Here is a 15,337-nt window from a genome sequence, read left to right as displayed (position 1 = left end):
GGTGTACGATAGACACAACACATTACAGCCATTGATCGGAGTGGGATATCCATGAAAGAAACAGATTGGCGCTTTCGCGTCGCGCACCGGGAAGCCTGGATCGGCCTCGGCCTCGCGCTTTTTAACTTCATCTGGTGGTTCGCTTTTGCCTATGGGCTTGGCAACCGCCCCGTCGAGGAATACACGTACATATTCGGCTTGCCCGATTGGTTTTTCTACAGCTGCATCGTCGGATTCCTGGTCATGGCCGTGCTGGTCGCGGTCGTCGTGAAGTTTTTCTTCGTCGATGTGCCATTTGACGAAGAACAGGGGGAAAGCCGATGAATTATTCAGTCCTCATTCCCATGATCGTATTCTTGATCATCATCTTTTTCATCGGTTATTGGTCGAGCCGGAAATTGGCCGGCTCTTCGAATTTCATCAGCGATTACTTCCTTGGCGGCCGCGAACTTGGCGGCTTCGTGCTTGCGATGACCATGGTCGCGACATACGGCAGTGCCTCGAGTTTCCTCGGGGGCCGGGGACCGCTTATACGATGGGCTTCGGCTGGGTGCTGCTGGCGATGACGCAAGTGGTCACCGGCTATTTCGTCCTGATGATTCTCGGGAAAAAATACGCCATCATGGCGCGCCGCTATAACGCGGTGACGATGATCGACTTTCTCAAAGCCCGCTACAATAGCACAGCCGTCGTGTTGTTGTCGGCGCTTAGCATCATCATCTTCCTGTTTTCTGCGATGGCGGCGCAGTGGATCGGCGGCGCGCGGCTGATCGAGTCCTTGACCGGGCTCAGCTATCAATCGGCATTGTTCTTATTTGCCATCAGTGTTCTTGTCTACGTGACGATCGGCGGCTTCCGGGCAGTCGCTTTGACGGATGCCGTGCAAGGGGCGGTCATGCTCATCGGCACGCTCGTCTTGCTGGTTGCGGTTATTATTTCTGGCGGCGGGATTTCGAACATCATGCAGGATCTGATCAATGAAAACCCGAATCTGGTCACGCCGTACGGGGCGGAAGGCAATCTCAGCGCCGCTTACGTGTCGTCGTTCTGGATTCTCGTCGGTGTCGGCGTTGTCGGCTTGCCGCAAATCGCGGTCCGGGCCATGTCCTATAAAAACGCCCGCTCGATGCACCGCGCGCTCATCATCGGTACCATCGTCACCGGCTTCATCATGCTCAATATGCACTTGATCGGCGTGTTCGCACGCCCCATCCTTCCAGGCATCGAAGTCGGCGACAAAGTCATTCCGCTCATCGCGCTCGAAACCTTGCCGCCTTGGGTCGCGGGCATCGTGCTTGCGGCTCCGATGGCGGCGATCATGTCGACGGTCGATTCGCTGTTGTTGCTCGTCAGCTCGTCGATCGTCAAGGACATCTATTTGAACTACGTCAAACCGGACGCCAGCCTTCAAACAATCAAGCGCATGTCGTTTGGGGTCACCGGGATTCTCGGCGTGATCGTCTTCTTGCTGGCGCTCGACCCGCCCGATCTATTGATTTTCCTGAATTTATTCGCATTCGGCGGATTGGAAGCGGCGTTCATCTGGCCGATCGTCCTCGGCCTGTACTGGAAATGGGGCAATAAATATGGGGCGGTCGCAAGCATGGCGACAGGGATCGCAAGCTATATCGCACTTCATTTCTACAACATCGAAAACGGCAATTTGTTCGGCGTCCATACAGTCACCTTGCCGGTCCTCCTGTCGCTCATCGCCTTTATCGCGTTCAGCTTGCTGATCAAACGGCAGGCGTATGATTACAACGCCGTTCTATACAGAAACGAGAAACAAGCGTAAAATAGAGGGCTATACTTGGAATTAGGGAAAGAAGGGCTGCGCTTTTGACTCCATGGAAAGTTTACGGCATCTTAACATCCGTCATGGTCGTGTGGGGATTTAACCTCGCAGCGGTCAAATATTTATTGGAATTTGTCGATCCGGTCACGCTGACGGCGTTTCGGATCCTGCTGGCTGGAGTGACCGTGCTGATCATTCTCGCATCGCTCGGCATGATGCGCTGGCCAAAGCGCAGCGACTGGAAATATATCTTGCTCGGGGCTTTGCTCAACGTCGTGGCGCATCATTATTTCCTGTCCCAGGGCTTGGCGATCACTTCCGGCACGAATGCCGGCTTGATTCTCGGGACCGGGCCGATGCTGACGGCAGTATTGGTGTCGCTGATCATGCGCATCGTGCCCTCGAGGCTGCAATGGCTCGGCGTCTTCATCGGTTTTGCCGGTGTTGCCACGACCGTAATGGTCGGAAGCGATTCGGCATCAGGCTTGAGCCTGGGCGATGTGCTGGTCTTCATTTCGATCCTCGCCCAGGTCTTCAGTTATATCGTCATAGCAAATGCGGCACGTTCACTCGATCCGCGCCTGCTGACTGGATATATGCTCGTTACGGGGGCGACCGTGCTGTTCATCATCGCGCTCATCCAGGAGCCGGGGGAAATCGCGGCATTCGCAGATGTCCCGTCTTCGTTCTGGCTGGCATTCTTCTTCTCGGGAATGCTCGGGACGGCGGTCGGGCATATGCTATATAATTACTCGATCGGCCAGGCAGGACCGACGAAAGCGGCCATATTCATGAACTTGAATACGCTGTTCTCGCTCGTGGCAGCAAGCCTCATTCTCGGTGAAACGATTACGCCTGGCCATTTGATCGGCCTGGTGCTCATTGTCATCGGCGTGATCTTCGGGTCGGGGGCAGCGGAGGATTTGCTCCGGAAACGCAGGAAACGGCTCCCCGGATGAGCCGTTTTTTCTATAGTGGAATAGCGAAAGGAGAAATGAAAGATGGTTAGTTTATGGGGCACGCCCGAACAATTGCGCCAGCTGACCGAACGATTGGTCGGCTGGGAATCGCAAGGATTAACGGAAGGGGAAGTGAAATTCCCGGAAAAGTTACAAGCCGAATTAATGGAAATGCCATATTTCCAAAACCATCCGGAACTGGTTTCCTTGGGGGAGGTCAATTGGGAGCGGCGCTATTTGACGGCTCTGTACAAACACGAGAAAGCTGCGCGCACCGTCGTGCTGCTCAGCCATTTCGATACGGTCGCCGTTCACGAATACGGGGATTTGGCCCCGCTCGCCTATCAACCGGCAAAACTCGAGAAAGCGTTCCAGAAAATCAAAAATGAATTCACGCCGGAGATGCAGGAAGACCTTGCATCCGGCGAGTATCTATTCGGGCGCGGCATCATGGATATGAAGTCCGGGCTCGCGATCCACATGGCATTGATTGAACGGGCAAGCAGCGAAGAATGGCCGGTCAACCTCTTGCTCATGACGGTGCCGGATGAGGAAGTCAACTCGGCGGGCATGCGTTACGGCGTATCGAAATTGCTCGATCTCGAACGCCAATACGGCCTGGAATATGTGCTGTTTTTGAACGGCGAGCCGGTATTCGCGAAATCACCGGGCGACGAATCGCAATATATCTATACCGGGTCGATCGGGAAAATCATGCCGAGCGCCTTGTTCTACGGAAAGGAAACGCATGCAGGCGAGCCGCTTGCCGGCATGACTTCAAGCTATCTGTCCACGTATTTGACGCGGAAAATGGAATGGAATCCAGCATTTTCCGAGACCGTGCACGGGGAAGAAACGCCGCTTCCGGTAACCCTGACGCAAGGGGACATGAAAGAGGAGTATTCTGTGCAGACGCCTTACCGCACCAAAGCGCTCTATAATGTCTTCACCATGGAAAGAAACGCTGAAGACATCATGGATATTTTTGAGGGGCTGGCGAAGGAATCCGCTGCGGAATGCATGGAAGATTACCGTGCATTATGCAAAAAAGCGGCCATGGAGCCGCGGTTTGATAATATCCGCGTCATCCGTTACGAAGAGCTTGTGGAGTATGCCAAGGAAAAATTCGGGATCGATTACCTCAATCAATTGATCCGCGAGACCTTGATGGACCCGGAACGTGACGTCCGCGATAAATCATTCCATATCGCGGACATCCTGCTGCTCAATTGCCAGGAGTTGACGCCTGGCATCGTCCTGCTATTTGCGCCGCCCTATTACCCGGCGGTCAATTCAAGCGACGACCCGTTCATCGAGAAATGTGTCGGGCACGTCACGCGTCATGCCTTTGAACGTTTCGGCCTGGAGCTCGAGCAAGTGCATTTCTTCAACGGCATCTCCGACCTGAGCTATGTCAATTACCAGGACAGCTCGAGCGGCTGGGTCAGCTATGAAAACAACACGCCCGTCTATGGCGACCAATACAGCATCCCGTTCCAGGCGATGCAACATCTGAAGGCACCGGTCCTGAACATCGGCCCATTCGGCAAAGACCCGCATAAACGCACCGAACGGCTCCATATCAAGAATGCTTTCGAGGAAATCCCGGAAATCATCGCCAGCCTGATTTTGCACATCGGAGAAGACGCTGATTAACATCGTGAAAACCACAAGCTCTACAGGGCCCGGTTTGTTTTGAATGGAGAAGACAGGTACAATTCAAAAAGATGAAAAAATGAAGGAGCGGATCTTTTATGGAATTCAAACAGCAGACCGAAACGTATTTCGACCATTTCCATGCGCATCCCGAAGTCAGCTTCAAAGAAGTCGAGACCACGAAGAAACTGGCGCAGATCATGGAAGCGCTCGGGGTGGAGTACCGGACATTTGATGATGTCACGGGCTTGTTTGCAGAAATCGGGGAAGGCGAGGAAGTGATTGCCGTGCGTGCGGATATCGATGCCTTGTGGCAGGAAGTGGGCGGCAAGGTACAGGCCAACCATTCCTGTGGCCATGACGCCAATATGTCGATGGTGCTCGGTGCGCTCCTGCGGTTAAAGGATGAAACTTTGACTAAACGCATCCGCTTTATTTTCCAGCCGGCCGAAGAGCAGGGCAATGGGTCGCTTGCGATGATTGAACGCGGCGCATTGGAAGGCGTGACACATCTGTTCGGCGTCCATTTGCGGCCGCAGGAAGAGCTGCCGTTCGGCAAAGTGACACCGGCGCTCCAACACGGATCGGGCATCTTCCTGAAAGGCAAGATCACCGGAGAAGATGCGCACGGTGCGCGGCCGCATCAAGGCAAAAATGCCATCGATGTCATTGCGGCAATCCATCAATTCGTGAAAACGATTTATTTCTCGCCGTTCGAATCCTATTCAGCCAAGCTGACGAATATCCAGACCGGCGGGGACAGCCTGAACATCATCCCGGGAAGCGCCACATTTGCGCTGGACGTGCGCTCGCAGTCCAATGAGTTGATGGATGCGATGAAAGTTCGCCTCGAGGATGGCCTGCGGGCAATCGCAGCGCTTCACGATGTGAAAATCGATTTGAAATGGAACGATTATACGCCGGCTGCCGAAGTGTCGGAGGAAGCGATGGAAATTGCCGCGCAGGCCATCCGCAATGTGCTCGGGGAAGAGGCTTATGCTGAACCCATCCAGACGACCGGCGCGGATGACTTCCATTTCTACACGATCAAACAACCGGAGTTGAAGGCGGCGATGATCGGGATCGGAGCGGATTTGGCGCCTGGGCTGCATCATCCGGACATGAAATTCAACCGCGATGCGCTTGATATCGGTGCCCGCGTATTGGCGGAGACGCTTCGCCTGGCATGAAGGCATTGCCACTACTGGAACTTTTTGTTTCCATGCCTTCCATTAAGGGTATGGAACCATGCATAAACTATAGGATTTTAAAGGGGTCTATGAAATGGATGCAATTTTCAACGGGTTGACATGGATAGTCGACGAAGGCAATAACTTATTATGGACATACATATTAATTGGGCTCCTGCTCGGTTTAGGGCTTTACTTTACAATTCGCACGCGCTTTGTACAGGTGCGTTTGTTTGGCGAGATGTTCCGTGTCATCACGGAAAAGAAAGACGGGACAGGCGGGATTTCCGCGTTCCAGGCATTCACGATCTCGACCGCCTCGCGTGTCGGGACCGGAAACATTACCGGCGTCGCCCTGGCGATTGCCATCGGCGGCCCGGGCGCCGTGTTCTGGATGTGGGTCGTAGCCCTCATCGGGATGGCAACCGCATTCATCGAAAGTACGCTCGCTCAGGTCTACAAGATCAAAGACGGCGAACAATTCCGCGGCGGGCCTGCGTATTATATGGAAAAAGCGCTCGGCACCCGGAAATTGGGCATCATTTTCGCCATCCTCCTGACGCTCGCGTTCGGCTTCATCTTCAATTCGGTGCAATCGAACACCATCGCCCAATCGGTCGGTGATGTCTTCGATATCCCGAACTGGGTGGTCGGGGCCAGTCTGGTCGTCCTGGCAGCCATCGTCATTTTCGGCGGGGTACGCCGTATTGCGCATGTAACTCAAATCGTGGTGCCGATCATGGCGACGATCTATCTGATTGTCGTCGCTTACATCATGGTCACGAACGTCACGGAAGTTCCGGCGGTCTTCACTTTGATTGTCCAGAATGCATTCGGCCTTGAGGAAGTGGTCGGAGGCGGAATCGGCGCGGCGATCATGCAGGGGATCCGCCGCGGCTTGTTCTCGAACGAAGCCGGTATGGGTTCTGTCCCGAATGCCGCAGCGTCCGCGAACGTTTCGCATCCCGCCAAACAAGGGCTCGTCCAAAGCCTCGGCGTATTCTTCGATACGATCATCATCTGTTCGGCAACCGCGTTCGTCATCATCTTGGCGGATCTGTACCGCACGAGTGAACAGGAAGGCATCCTGTTGACGCAAGCTTCCCTGGATATGCACCTTGGCGGCTGGGCGCCATATTTCCTGGCAATCGCCATTACGTTCTTCGCTTTCAGTTCCATCGTCGGGAATTATTATTACGGCGAAACGAACATCGAGTTCATCAATGCCCACAGCATGTGGCTGACGGTTTACCGGTTCGGCGTGCTGGCGATGGTCATGTTCGGTTCGATTGCGCAAGTCCAGCTGGTCTGGAACATGGCTGATTTGTTCATGGGCATGATGGCGGTCATCAACTTGGTCGTTATCGCATTGCTCGGCAAGATCTCATTCCGCGTCCTCGACGATTATATAGGGCAGAGGAAAGCTGGCAAGAACCCGGTCTTCTATGCGAAAAATTTACCTGGCCTGAAAAACACGGAATGCTGGGGAGAAGAAGCACATCGTCACGACGAATAACTTCTGGCCTCTTCCGCATTTGCGGAAGAGGTTTTTCTTTGGGAACCCATCGAGCTGCCTTGCGTCCTGTAACGAAACCGTAATGAAAAATACACCAAAACGATTTCTGCCCAAGGCTTTGCTATGGTAGAATGAACTATTGATATTAGCAAAAATTATTGAAATAACATCCTGCTTTTGGAGTGGGAGATAAAAATTACTGGCGATTGAGGAGAATTAACGAAATGGAAAAAATCTGTGTAGTTGGATTAGGATATATCGGCTTGCCGACAGCGGTCATGTTCGCAAACCATGGTTATGAAGTTCACGGCGTGGACGTCAATCAAAAAGCGGTGGACATGCTGTCCGATGGGCAAATCCACATCGAAGAACCGTTTCTTCAGGATTATTTGAATAAAGCATTGGAAAAAGGGACCTTCTCAGTGTCGACAAAACCGGCTGAAGCGGACATGTTCATCATCGCGGTACCGTCCCCGATTGCGGAAGACAAAACTGCCAATATGGATTACATCCGCGCAGCGACCGAATCGATCGTTCCTTTCTTGAAGAAAGGGGATCTGGTCGTGCTGGAATCGACCGTCCCACCGCGCACTGTGCTCGATGTCATGATGCCGATCCTCGTGAAGAGCAATCTGGAAATCGGGACAGAACTATTTGTGTCGCATTCCCCGGAACGCGTCATTCCAGGAAAAGTATTTGAGGAACTCGTGAAAAATGACCGCATCATCGGCGGCATCAACGAGGAATCTTCGAAGCGTACGCAAGTGTATTACGAATCATTCGTGAAAGGCGAATTCATCTTGACGGATGCGACCACTGCTGAAATGGTCAAAGTCATGGAAAACACATACCGCGATGTCAATATCGCGTTTGCCAATGAAATCGCGAAAATCTCCGACAATGTCGGCGTCGATGCTTGGGAAGCGATCCGCCTCGCCAACCATCACCCGCGCGTCAATATCCACCTGCCTGGCCCTGGAGTCGGCGGCCATTGCATCGCAGTCGACCCGTGGTTCCTGGTGGAAAAAGAAAAGGACCTGTCGCAGATCATCCACTTGTCGCGAAACACAAATGACGGCATGCCGCAATACACCGCAGACAAAATCGATGACATCCTGAAAGACGTAAAAGATGCAAAAGTCGCTGTCTTCGGCCTGGCCTTCAAAGGCAATATCGACGACATCCGCGAGAGCCCGTCGATGGAAGTATTGGAACGGCTGAAAGCGAAAAACCTGCGCATTTCTTCTTTCGACCCACACGTCAAAGAAAACAAAGCGGCGTTCCAGACACAATCCTATGATGAAGCAGTCGAAGGTGCGGACTTGATCGTCATCCTGACGGACCATAAAGCGTTCAAGGATTACGATCCGAAAACACTGGGCGGAACGATGCGCCACAAAGCCATTTTCGACACGAAAAATGCCATCAGCCGCGAAGCATACGAAGAGGCTGGATTCACGGTCTACCGTCTCGGCGATGGCAAAGGCAACCCGAAAAATTAAAATACACGGCCGCATTTTCAAGCTCTTGGAAATGCGGTTTTGCATGGAGGCACGAACTACATGAAGGAAGAAATTTTAGGCGTCACTGTCAATAAAGAGACCGAACAGCAATTGCTGGATAACATCCAGAACGACATCGAAATGGGCCGCAAATCGCGCATCGTCGCGATCAATCCCGAAAAGGTCATGATGGCTTCAAAGGATCCCGCGCTCCGCACTTTGTTGAATGAATCGACTTACCAGATTCCCGACGGCGTCGGCATCAAAATCGCGTCCCGCATGCGCGGCGGCGAAATCCGCGAACGCGTCACAGGCATCGGCATGATGGATGCACTGCTCCAGCTCGCCAATAAGCACGGCCACCGCATTTTCATGTACGGGGCGAAAAAAGCGACAGTGGAACTGGCTGCGCAAAACATCCAAGCGAAATACCCGAACCTCATCGTCGCCGGCACGCTCGACGGCTATGAGAAAGATCGGGAAAAAATCACCCAGGCCATCAATGCAGCACAACCGCAAATCCTGTTCGTGGCGCTCGGCAGCCCGAAGCAGGAATTGTTCATCCGCGAGAACATGGAGCAGTTGGACGTCAATATCTTCCAAGGCGTCGGCGGCAGTTTCGACGTCTACAGCGGCAATGTCAAACGCGCGCCAAAACTGTTCTTGAATACGGGCACCGAATGGCTCTACCGCCTTGCGAGCCAGCCAACGCGCATCAAACGCCAAATGGCGCTCCCGCAATTTCTCATCAAAGCCGTGCGCGATAAAGGCGGAAACCGCTGATGAAAGTACTCCATGTCATCAGCGGGGGAGAGACCGGGGGCTCGAAAAAGCATCTATTGCAGCTATTGACGAACTCTCCCGTAGAAGCAGAGTTGCTATTATTGACAGAAGGCGCATTTGCGGAAGATGCACGAAAAGCCGGGATTCCGGTGACGGTCGTCCAGCAGAACAGCCGTCTCGACCGGTCCGCACCACGGAAAATCCTGATGGTCTTGAAAAAAGGCGGTTTTTCGATCGTCCATTCCCACGGGGCGCGCGCCAATTTCCTGATCGATTCGGTCTATAAAAAACTGGGCATGCCTTGGTTCATCACCGTCCATAGCGATCCGACACTCGACTTTCTCCATCAGCCCAAGCCGCTTGCCAAAGTGTTCACCATCCTGAACCAGCGGGCCATGCGCCGTGCGGACCATTTGTTTGCCGTCTCGGAGAAATTCAAGGACATGCTCGTCAAAATGGGAGTCGAACCGAAGAGGATCACGCCGGTATTCAACGGCATCAATTTCCATGAGACCTTGCCGGACTTCGATCGGCGCGCAATCCGTGAATCGCTCAGCACACAAGATGATGAGTTCGTCTTTGCGATCGTGGCGCGCCTTCACCCCGTAAAAGGCCACGATATTTTACTTAAAGCGTTCGCACAGATCGACCGTCCATGCAAGCTATGGGTAATCGGCGATGGTGATTTGCGCCAGTCCTTAAGTGAACAGGCAACGGCACTTGGCATTGCGGAGCGCGTTCAATTTTTGGGGGCACGAAAGGATGTCGACCAATTATTGTATGCAGCGGATGTATCCTTATTGACCTCGCATAGCGAAAGTTTTCCGCTCGTGCTCTTGGAATCGGCAGATATGGCCACGCCTGTCATCGCGACGAATGTGGGAGGCGTGCCGGCACTTGTCGATCCGGGGAAAACCGGATGGATTGTGGAGCCGGGCCGTGCCGATGCCCTCCAACACGTCATGGAAAAGGCGATGGATGCGGATACTCGGGAGAGGGGAAGCATGCTTCGGAGCTTCGCTAAAGAAAATTTTTCCAATGAAAATCTGCAACGGGAAATCCGAAAAGTTTATGAAGCGGTTTTGAGGTTAAACTAGGTAATTTTTCCTGTTTATTTTGAACTGTTAATATTATGAAATATGCCGCTAAGCCTAGATGTGGCTTGGTTTTGGAATCCCCTTGAGCGCTGTCTCAAGGGGATTTTTGTCGTTCCTGTAACATAAATGTAATATTACTCTCATAAATTCAATGATAAACTTTGAATTATTCAGAATAAAAAATTGCCTAATAAATACAGTTAATTAGACTATGGAACTCAGGGGGAAAGAGAAGCATATGAAAATGACAAAATGGTTTGGAACAATGATCGCCGCGACTGCATTATCTATAACTGCTTTCGCTTCCACTTCAGAAGCAAGCGTGTTTACAAATTTCGACCGTATTTCGGGGGTGGACCGCTACGAAACATCGATTAAAGTAGCACGTGAAGGCTGGGGATACCACAGTACAAAAGATGTTGTTCTTGTTATTGGTGATAACTACCCAGATGCGCTTGCAGGCGCACCACTTGCCAAAAAATTGAATGCGCCGATTCTATTGGTGAAAAAAGATTCGGTACCGGCGTCGATCATGTCCGAAATTGGCCGTCTCGGTGCGAAGAACGCAACCATCCTCGGCGGTGAAGGTGTCATTTCCAATAAAGTCGTCAACCAATTAAAAGAAAAAGGAATACAAGTCGAGCGCATTGCGGGTAGCAACCGCTCTGAAACTTCAGCGCTAATTGCAGAAAAAGTAGGCGGAACATCAGCGGTCGTCGCGAGTGGTTCCGGTTATGCCGATTCCTTATCCATCGCTTCACATGCCGCTGAAACGGGCAAACCGATCCTATTGACTTCAGGAAACGGAATGTCAAAAGAAGTCGCAACCGCGGTGAAAAATTATAAGAGTGTAACAATTGTCGGCGGCGAAAGTGCCGTCAGTGCTGAGGTCTATAAAAAAATCGATGAAACGGCAGCAGTATCGCGTATTGCCGGCAAAGACCGCTATGCGACGGCAGCAGCGGTCGTTGCCAAACTCTATCCATCGACAGTCACCGATTCACTTGTCGCTTCCGGTCAACAATTCGCTGATGCCTTGACGGGCTCTGCTCTAGGCGCAAAACAGAAGAAACCGGTTTTGCTCGTACGTCAAGCTAAGTTGCCACCATCAACAAAAGATATTATCAATAACAAAAAAGTCAATAATCTAACAGTCATCGGTGGGGAAACTGCAGTTTCCAAAGAAGCGCTAAACCCGAATCCGAAACCTGCCCCGATCCCAGTCGTCAAGCCATCCGTGGATGTCCGTGACAACATCATTACCGAAGCGAAAAAGCATATCGGTACACCGTATCGCTGGGGCGGCACAACGACTTCAGGGTTTGATTGCTCAGGTTACTTGATGTATGTATTCAATAAAAACGGGATCTCGATCCCAAGAACGACCGCTTTGATGGCCCAATCCGGCAAGCCGGTCAGCTATTCAAATGTCAAGATCGGCGATATTGTCTTATTGGACTTGGTCAGAAGCACACCGACGAGGCCGACACATGCAGGGATTTATGTCGGTGATGGAAAAATCATCCATGCCGGTACCAGCACAGGCGTAACGATCACGCCACTTGATACGTCTTGGGGGCATTGGGACAAGAAAATCGTCACCATTCGCTCTTACACGGATTGAAAAAATGGCTTCGGCCATTTTTTTTTGCCCGCATAGCTCGAGAAAAGGCAAGGGCATATAGATCAGGAAATTAACGAGTGTGATTATTTACAAATATTTAGAAAATTTATGTACCTTTTAATAAAAATCTAGAATATACTGTTAAAAAAGAGAGAATGTTCATCTAAAATTTCGTAATTAGGGGGAAAAGCATTGAGAATGTTATTGAAAGGCTTGGCCATGCTTTTGTTTATCGGCGTTTTGGCTGGAGGGGCATCAAACGTCTCGGCAGCTGAAGATTTTACGGTTAAAGTCCGGCTCACCAATAGCTTGGGCACAAACAGCAGCTTCGATTTCGTTCCACAGGGCAACTCGCAATTGAAGGAAGACAAAACCGTAAAATTGGACAAAGGGACCCGTTACCAGGTGCAAGTGTCTTCTGGCAAGCTGGTATTGAAAAAAGGCAGCCAAACCTTGAAAAGCGGTTTGACCACGGTGACGGTTGAACCGTCCATTTATTCGAAAGCAAACAATGTCCATCTATACAAACCGGGCTCCCAGACGATCTACCCGTATCTTGGCACGATTCTTTTCCGCATGTCCGGCACGACGAAAATCCAGCCGGTCAACTCCTTGCCATTCGAAGATTACCTGAAAGGCGTCGTGCCATCGGAAAGTCCGGCCAGCTGGGGAGCAAGCGGGGGCATGGAATCATTGAAAGCGCAAGCGATAACAGCCCGTTCCTATATCTTCTCTAAAATGAGCCAAAGCACATTGGAAATCGACGACACGACGACGTTCCAAGTGTATAAAGGCTTTATGTGGGATCCTTTATCCCCACATTATAAATCGGCTTACGAATATACAAACCGCGCAGTCGATGAAACACAAGGACAGATCCTCACGTATAAAAAAGCGGATGGCCAGAAAGGGTTTGTCACAGCTTATTTCTCATCGAGCAACGGGGGACAGACTGAACTTCCGGAGCAATACTGGTCAGGCAAATTGCCGTATCTCTCGGCCACACAAAAAGACGAGTTCGACACGAAAAGCGTTTTATGGAAACTCAACTGGCTCAAGCAGCAGCTGCCGGATAATACCGATTTGATGGCTCCGGCCACTTGGTGGAATACGACAGGCGAACTGAACCTGAACGGCTCGCTTGTCGGTGAGCAAAGTAAAAATGCGTTCACCAATTTCAAAAAAGATTTATTGAAAAAAGCGAAAGCCCAGGATTCGACGGTCGAATCAATCAAGATCGCTTCGATCAATGAAATCCAAACAGAAGACTTCGACAACACCGGGAAAGTCCGGTCCATCACATTAGAAATGGATTATTACCTCCGCCACAGCCAAAACGGGGCATTAAGCTTCGACATGGCAGCCGGTGCAGCATCCAAGACATTGGCAGGAAAAGATCGTTACGAAACAGCCGTCGAAATTGCTAAGGAAACAGTGGGTGCTGAAAAAGCGCCTGCCATCGTGCTTGGGCGAGGGGATATACCAGCAGATGCGCTGGCAGGTACCGTACTTGCCCATAAACACGGGGCTCCTGTCTTGTTAACCCGTAATGACAGCTTGCCATCTTCAGTAAGTGATTTTCTGGAACTACAAACCGTAAAAGGTGCCACTGTGTATTTACTTGGCGGAACTTCAGCCATTTCAGAAAATATCGAAAATGGATTGCTTGAAAAAGGATTCCAGACAAAGCGTTTAGCGGGTAAAACCCGTTCGGAAACATCTCTAGTGATCGCAAAAGAAATCGGGCAGATGCAAACGGTGCTGTTCGCAACGGGCAACGACAATTCATCCGATGCTTTATCTGCATCCGCGTATGCAGCCTCACATCAGTTGCCAATCATTATCCATATGGGCGATAAGAGCCCAGAAGCTACACTTTCATTTTTGGAAAGTCAATCAACCGAAAAAGCTATCTTAATCGGAGGCACCGCAGTAGTTCCAGAAGCAGTCGAAACAGCATTATTTGACCGCGGCATCTTCAGCAATCGCATCAGTGGAAAAAACCGTGTTGAAACTAGCTTGGAAATCAACCGACTATTGCCAATGAATGGCAAAAACCTTGTAGTGGGCAATGCCCATTCATTTGTCGATGCGCTCGCAGGATCTGTGTTAGCGGCGAAAACGAATTCACCGATCCTCATGCTGCATCCGGATCCGGATCGTTTACCAGCTGAACACATGGAACAGATCAGTAAACTGACAAAAGACCAGGCTTATTACCTCGGAGGCGAGTCGGTCATTCCAAGCGCCCTGAAAACGGCGAGCAATGAATACATCGGCTCTTCTTTGAAAAAGCACCGGGCGATCGTCACTTACACAGCCGGCAAGACACCGAATATGACCGCCTTCCGTACCTTGATGGGCGCAGCGAACTTGAAGAGTGTCGACTTTGACATCGTGGATGAGCCAGACCGTTTCGTCATGGACGGCAGTGGCTTCGGCCACGGCATCGGCATGAGCCAGTGGGGATCCTATTACCGCTCAAAAGCCGGCCATAGCGCCGACGACATCCTGAAATTCTATTACCAGAATGTCTCGATCGAACACACTTCCCAATTTGTGAAATAAATAATATCGACAATAAGCAAAAAGCCGTCCTCATCAGGGCGGCTTTTTCTTTGGAATAAAAAGAAGGGTAGACAAGCGTCCGCATGTCGACTGCGTTACAGGGGGATGCTTGGGGACTTGTAAGATGTGAGTCATGAAACAGATGTAAAACAAATGATGAAAAAGAAGAGATTAAAAAAGCTTCCGCATTTTGACTGCGTTGCAGGGGGCTGCTTGGGGTTCGCAGGATGCGAATCATGCAGCTGATGCGACAGGACGTCGCGTTTTCAGCTGCCCGGGGATGGGGGCGGGTGCCCGGCCAACGTGACGCAGAGGGCGCATCACGTTTGTCTCGCCAGCCCGCGCGGTCCCACAGGCGTCAGCCCCCTTCCACTCCGTCTCTAGTTTTAGAAGGAAAGCGAATTTCTTCTATCCGCTCGAATGAAAATGTGGAAATGCTTCATGTTCTCTAGTTCACATCATTTGGATACAAGATAAAGCGATTGTGAGTGCTAATTTCACCACTAGTTTTTCGACTTAAACGCTAGAGAACCAGATGCTTCACCGTAGGAAGCGATTCCCCCGCTAGCCGGCAACTGAATACAGAAGCAGAACTGCTTAAACAGTCTTCGCACAATGAAATCTTTAAGCCTGCCGGCGCCCAGGGT

Annotated in this window: 10 protein-coding genes and 1 pseudogene; all 11 read left to right on the top strand. The window is 51.3% G+C overall.

Going from position 1 to position 15,337, the window contains the following annotated elements:
* Positions 1 to 51 precede the first annotated feature (51 nt).
* Entirely contained in the window at positions 52 to 324 is a 273-nt protein-coding gene (locus BBI15_RS12590) for a YhdT family protein (RefSeq protein WP_068870002.1), read from the top strand.
* Positions 321 to 1,795 (top strand): annotated as a pseudogene (panF, locus tag BBI15_RS12585) (sodium/pantothenate symporter). Before BBI15_RS12590 ends, panF begins: the two are co-directional and overlap by 4 nt.
* 44 nt (positions 1,796 to 1,839) lie before the next feature.
* Positions 1,840 to 2,754 (top strand): DMT family transporter, encoded by a 915-nt coding sequence (locus tag BBI15_RS12580; protein ID WP_157101665.1) that lies wholly within the window; start codon positions 1,840 to 1,842, stop codon positions 2,752 to 2,754.
* Positions 2,755 to 2,796: 42 nt separating this feature from the next.
* Positions 2,797 to 4,410 (top strand): M20/M25/M40 family metallo-hydrolase, encoded by a 1,614-nt coding sequence (locus tag BBI15_RS12575; protein WP_068870000.1) that lies wholly within the window; start codon positions 2,797 to 2,799, stop codon positions 4,408 to 4,410.
* 98 nt (positions 4,411 to 4,508) lie between these two features.
* Positions 4,509 to 5,600 (top strand): amidohydrolase, encoded by a 1,092-nt coding sequence (locus BBI15_RS12570; RefSeq protein WP_068869998.1) that lies wholly within the window; start codon positions 4,509 to 4,511, stop codon positions 5,598 to 5,600.
* Between the two features lie 94 nt (positions 5,601 to 5,694).
* Positions 5,695 to 7,116, top strand: coding sequence for an alanine/glycine:cation symporter family protein (locus tag BBI15_RS12565; protein WP_068869996.1), 1,422 nt, complete (start codon positions 5,695 to 5,697; stop codon positions 7,114 to 7,116).
* Between the two features lie 224 nt (positions 7,117 to 7,340).
* The gene (locus tag BBI15_RS12560; protein ID WP_068869994.1) at positions 7,341 to 8,618 is read left to right on the top strand and encodes a nucleotide sugar dehydrogenase; all 1,278 of its coding nucleotides are present in this window, start codon (positions 7,341 to 7,343) and stop codon (positions 8,616 to 8,618) included.
* A 60-nt stretch (positions 8,619 to 8,678) separates the two neighbouring features.
* A complete protein-coding gene (locus BBI15_RS12555; protein WP_068869992.1) occupies positions 8,679 to 9,401 on the top strand; it encodes a WecB/TagA/CpsF family glycosyltransferase in 723 nt (240 codons plus the stop codon).
* Positions 9,401 to 10,498, top strand: coding sequence for a glycosyltransferase (locus tag BBI15_RS12550; RefSeq protein ID WP_068869990.1), 1,098 nt, complete (start codon positions 9,401 to 9,403; stop codon positions 10,496 to 10,498). Before BBI15_RS12555 ends, BBI15_RS12550 begins: the two co-directional genes overlap by 1 nt.
* Positions 10,499 to 10,742: 244 nt before the next feature.
* Positions 10,743 to 12,122 (top strand): cell wall-binding repeat-containing protein, encoded by a 1,380-nt coding sequence (locus BBI15_RS12545; RefSeq protein WP_167358040.1) that lies wholly within the window; start codon positions 10,743 to 10,745, stop codon positions 12,120 to 12,122.
* Between the two features lie 198 nt (positions 12,123 to 12,320).
* Positions 12,321 to 14,690, top strand: coding sequence for a SpoIID/LytB domain-containing protein (locus BBI15_RS12540; RefSeq protein ID WP_068869986.1), 2,370 nt, complete (start codon positions 12,321 to 12,323; stop codon positions 14,688 to 14,690).
* Positions 14,691 to 15,337: the final 647 nt, after the last annotated feature.

This window comes from Planococcus plakortidis (assembly GCF_001687605.2).
In the GTDB taxonomy this organism is placed as follows: Bacteria; Bacillota; Bacilli; order Bacillales_A; family Planococcaceae; genus Planococcus; species Planococcus plakortidis.
The sequence above is the reverse complement of the archived record's forward strand: the minus strand, read 5'-3'. Positions and strand labels throughout refer to the sequence as shown.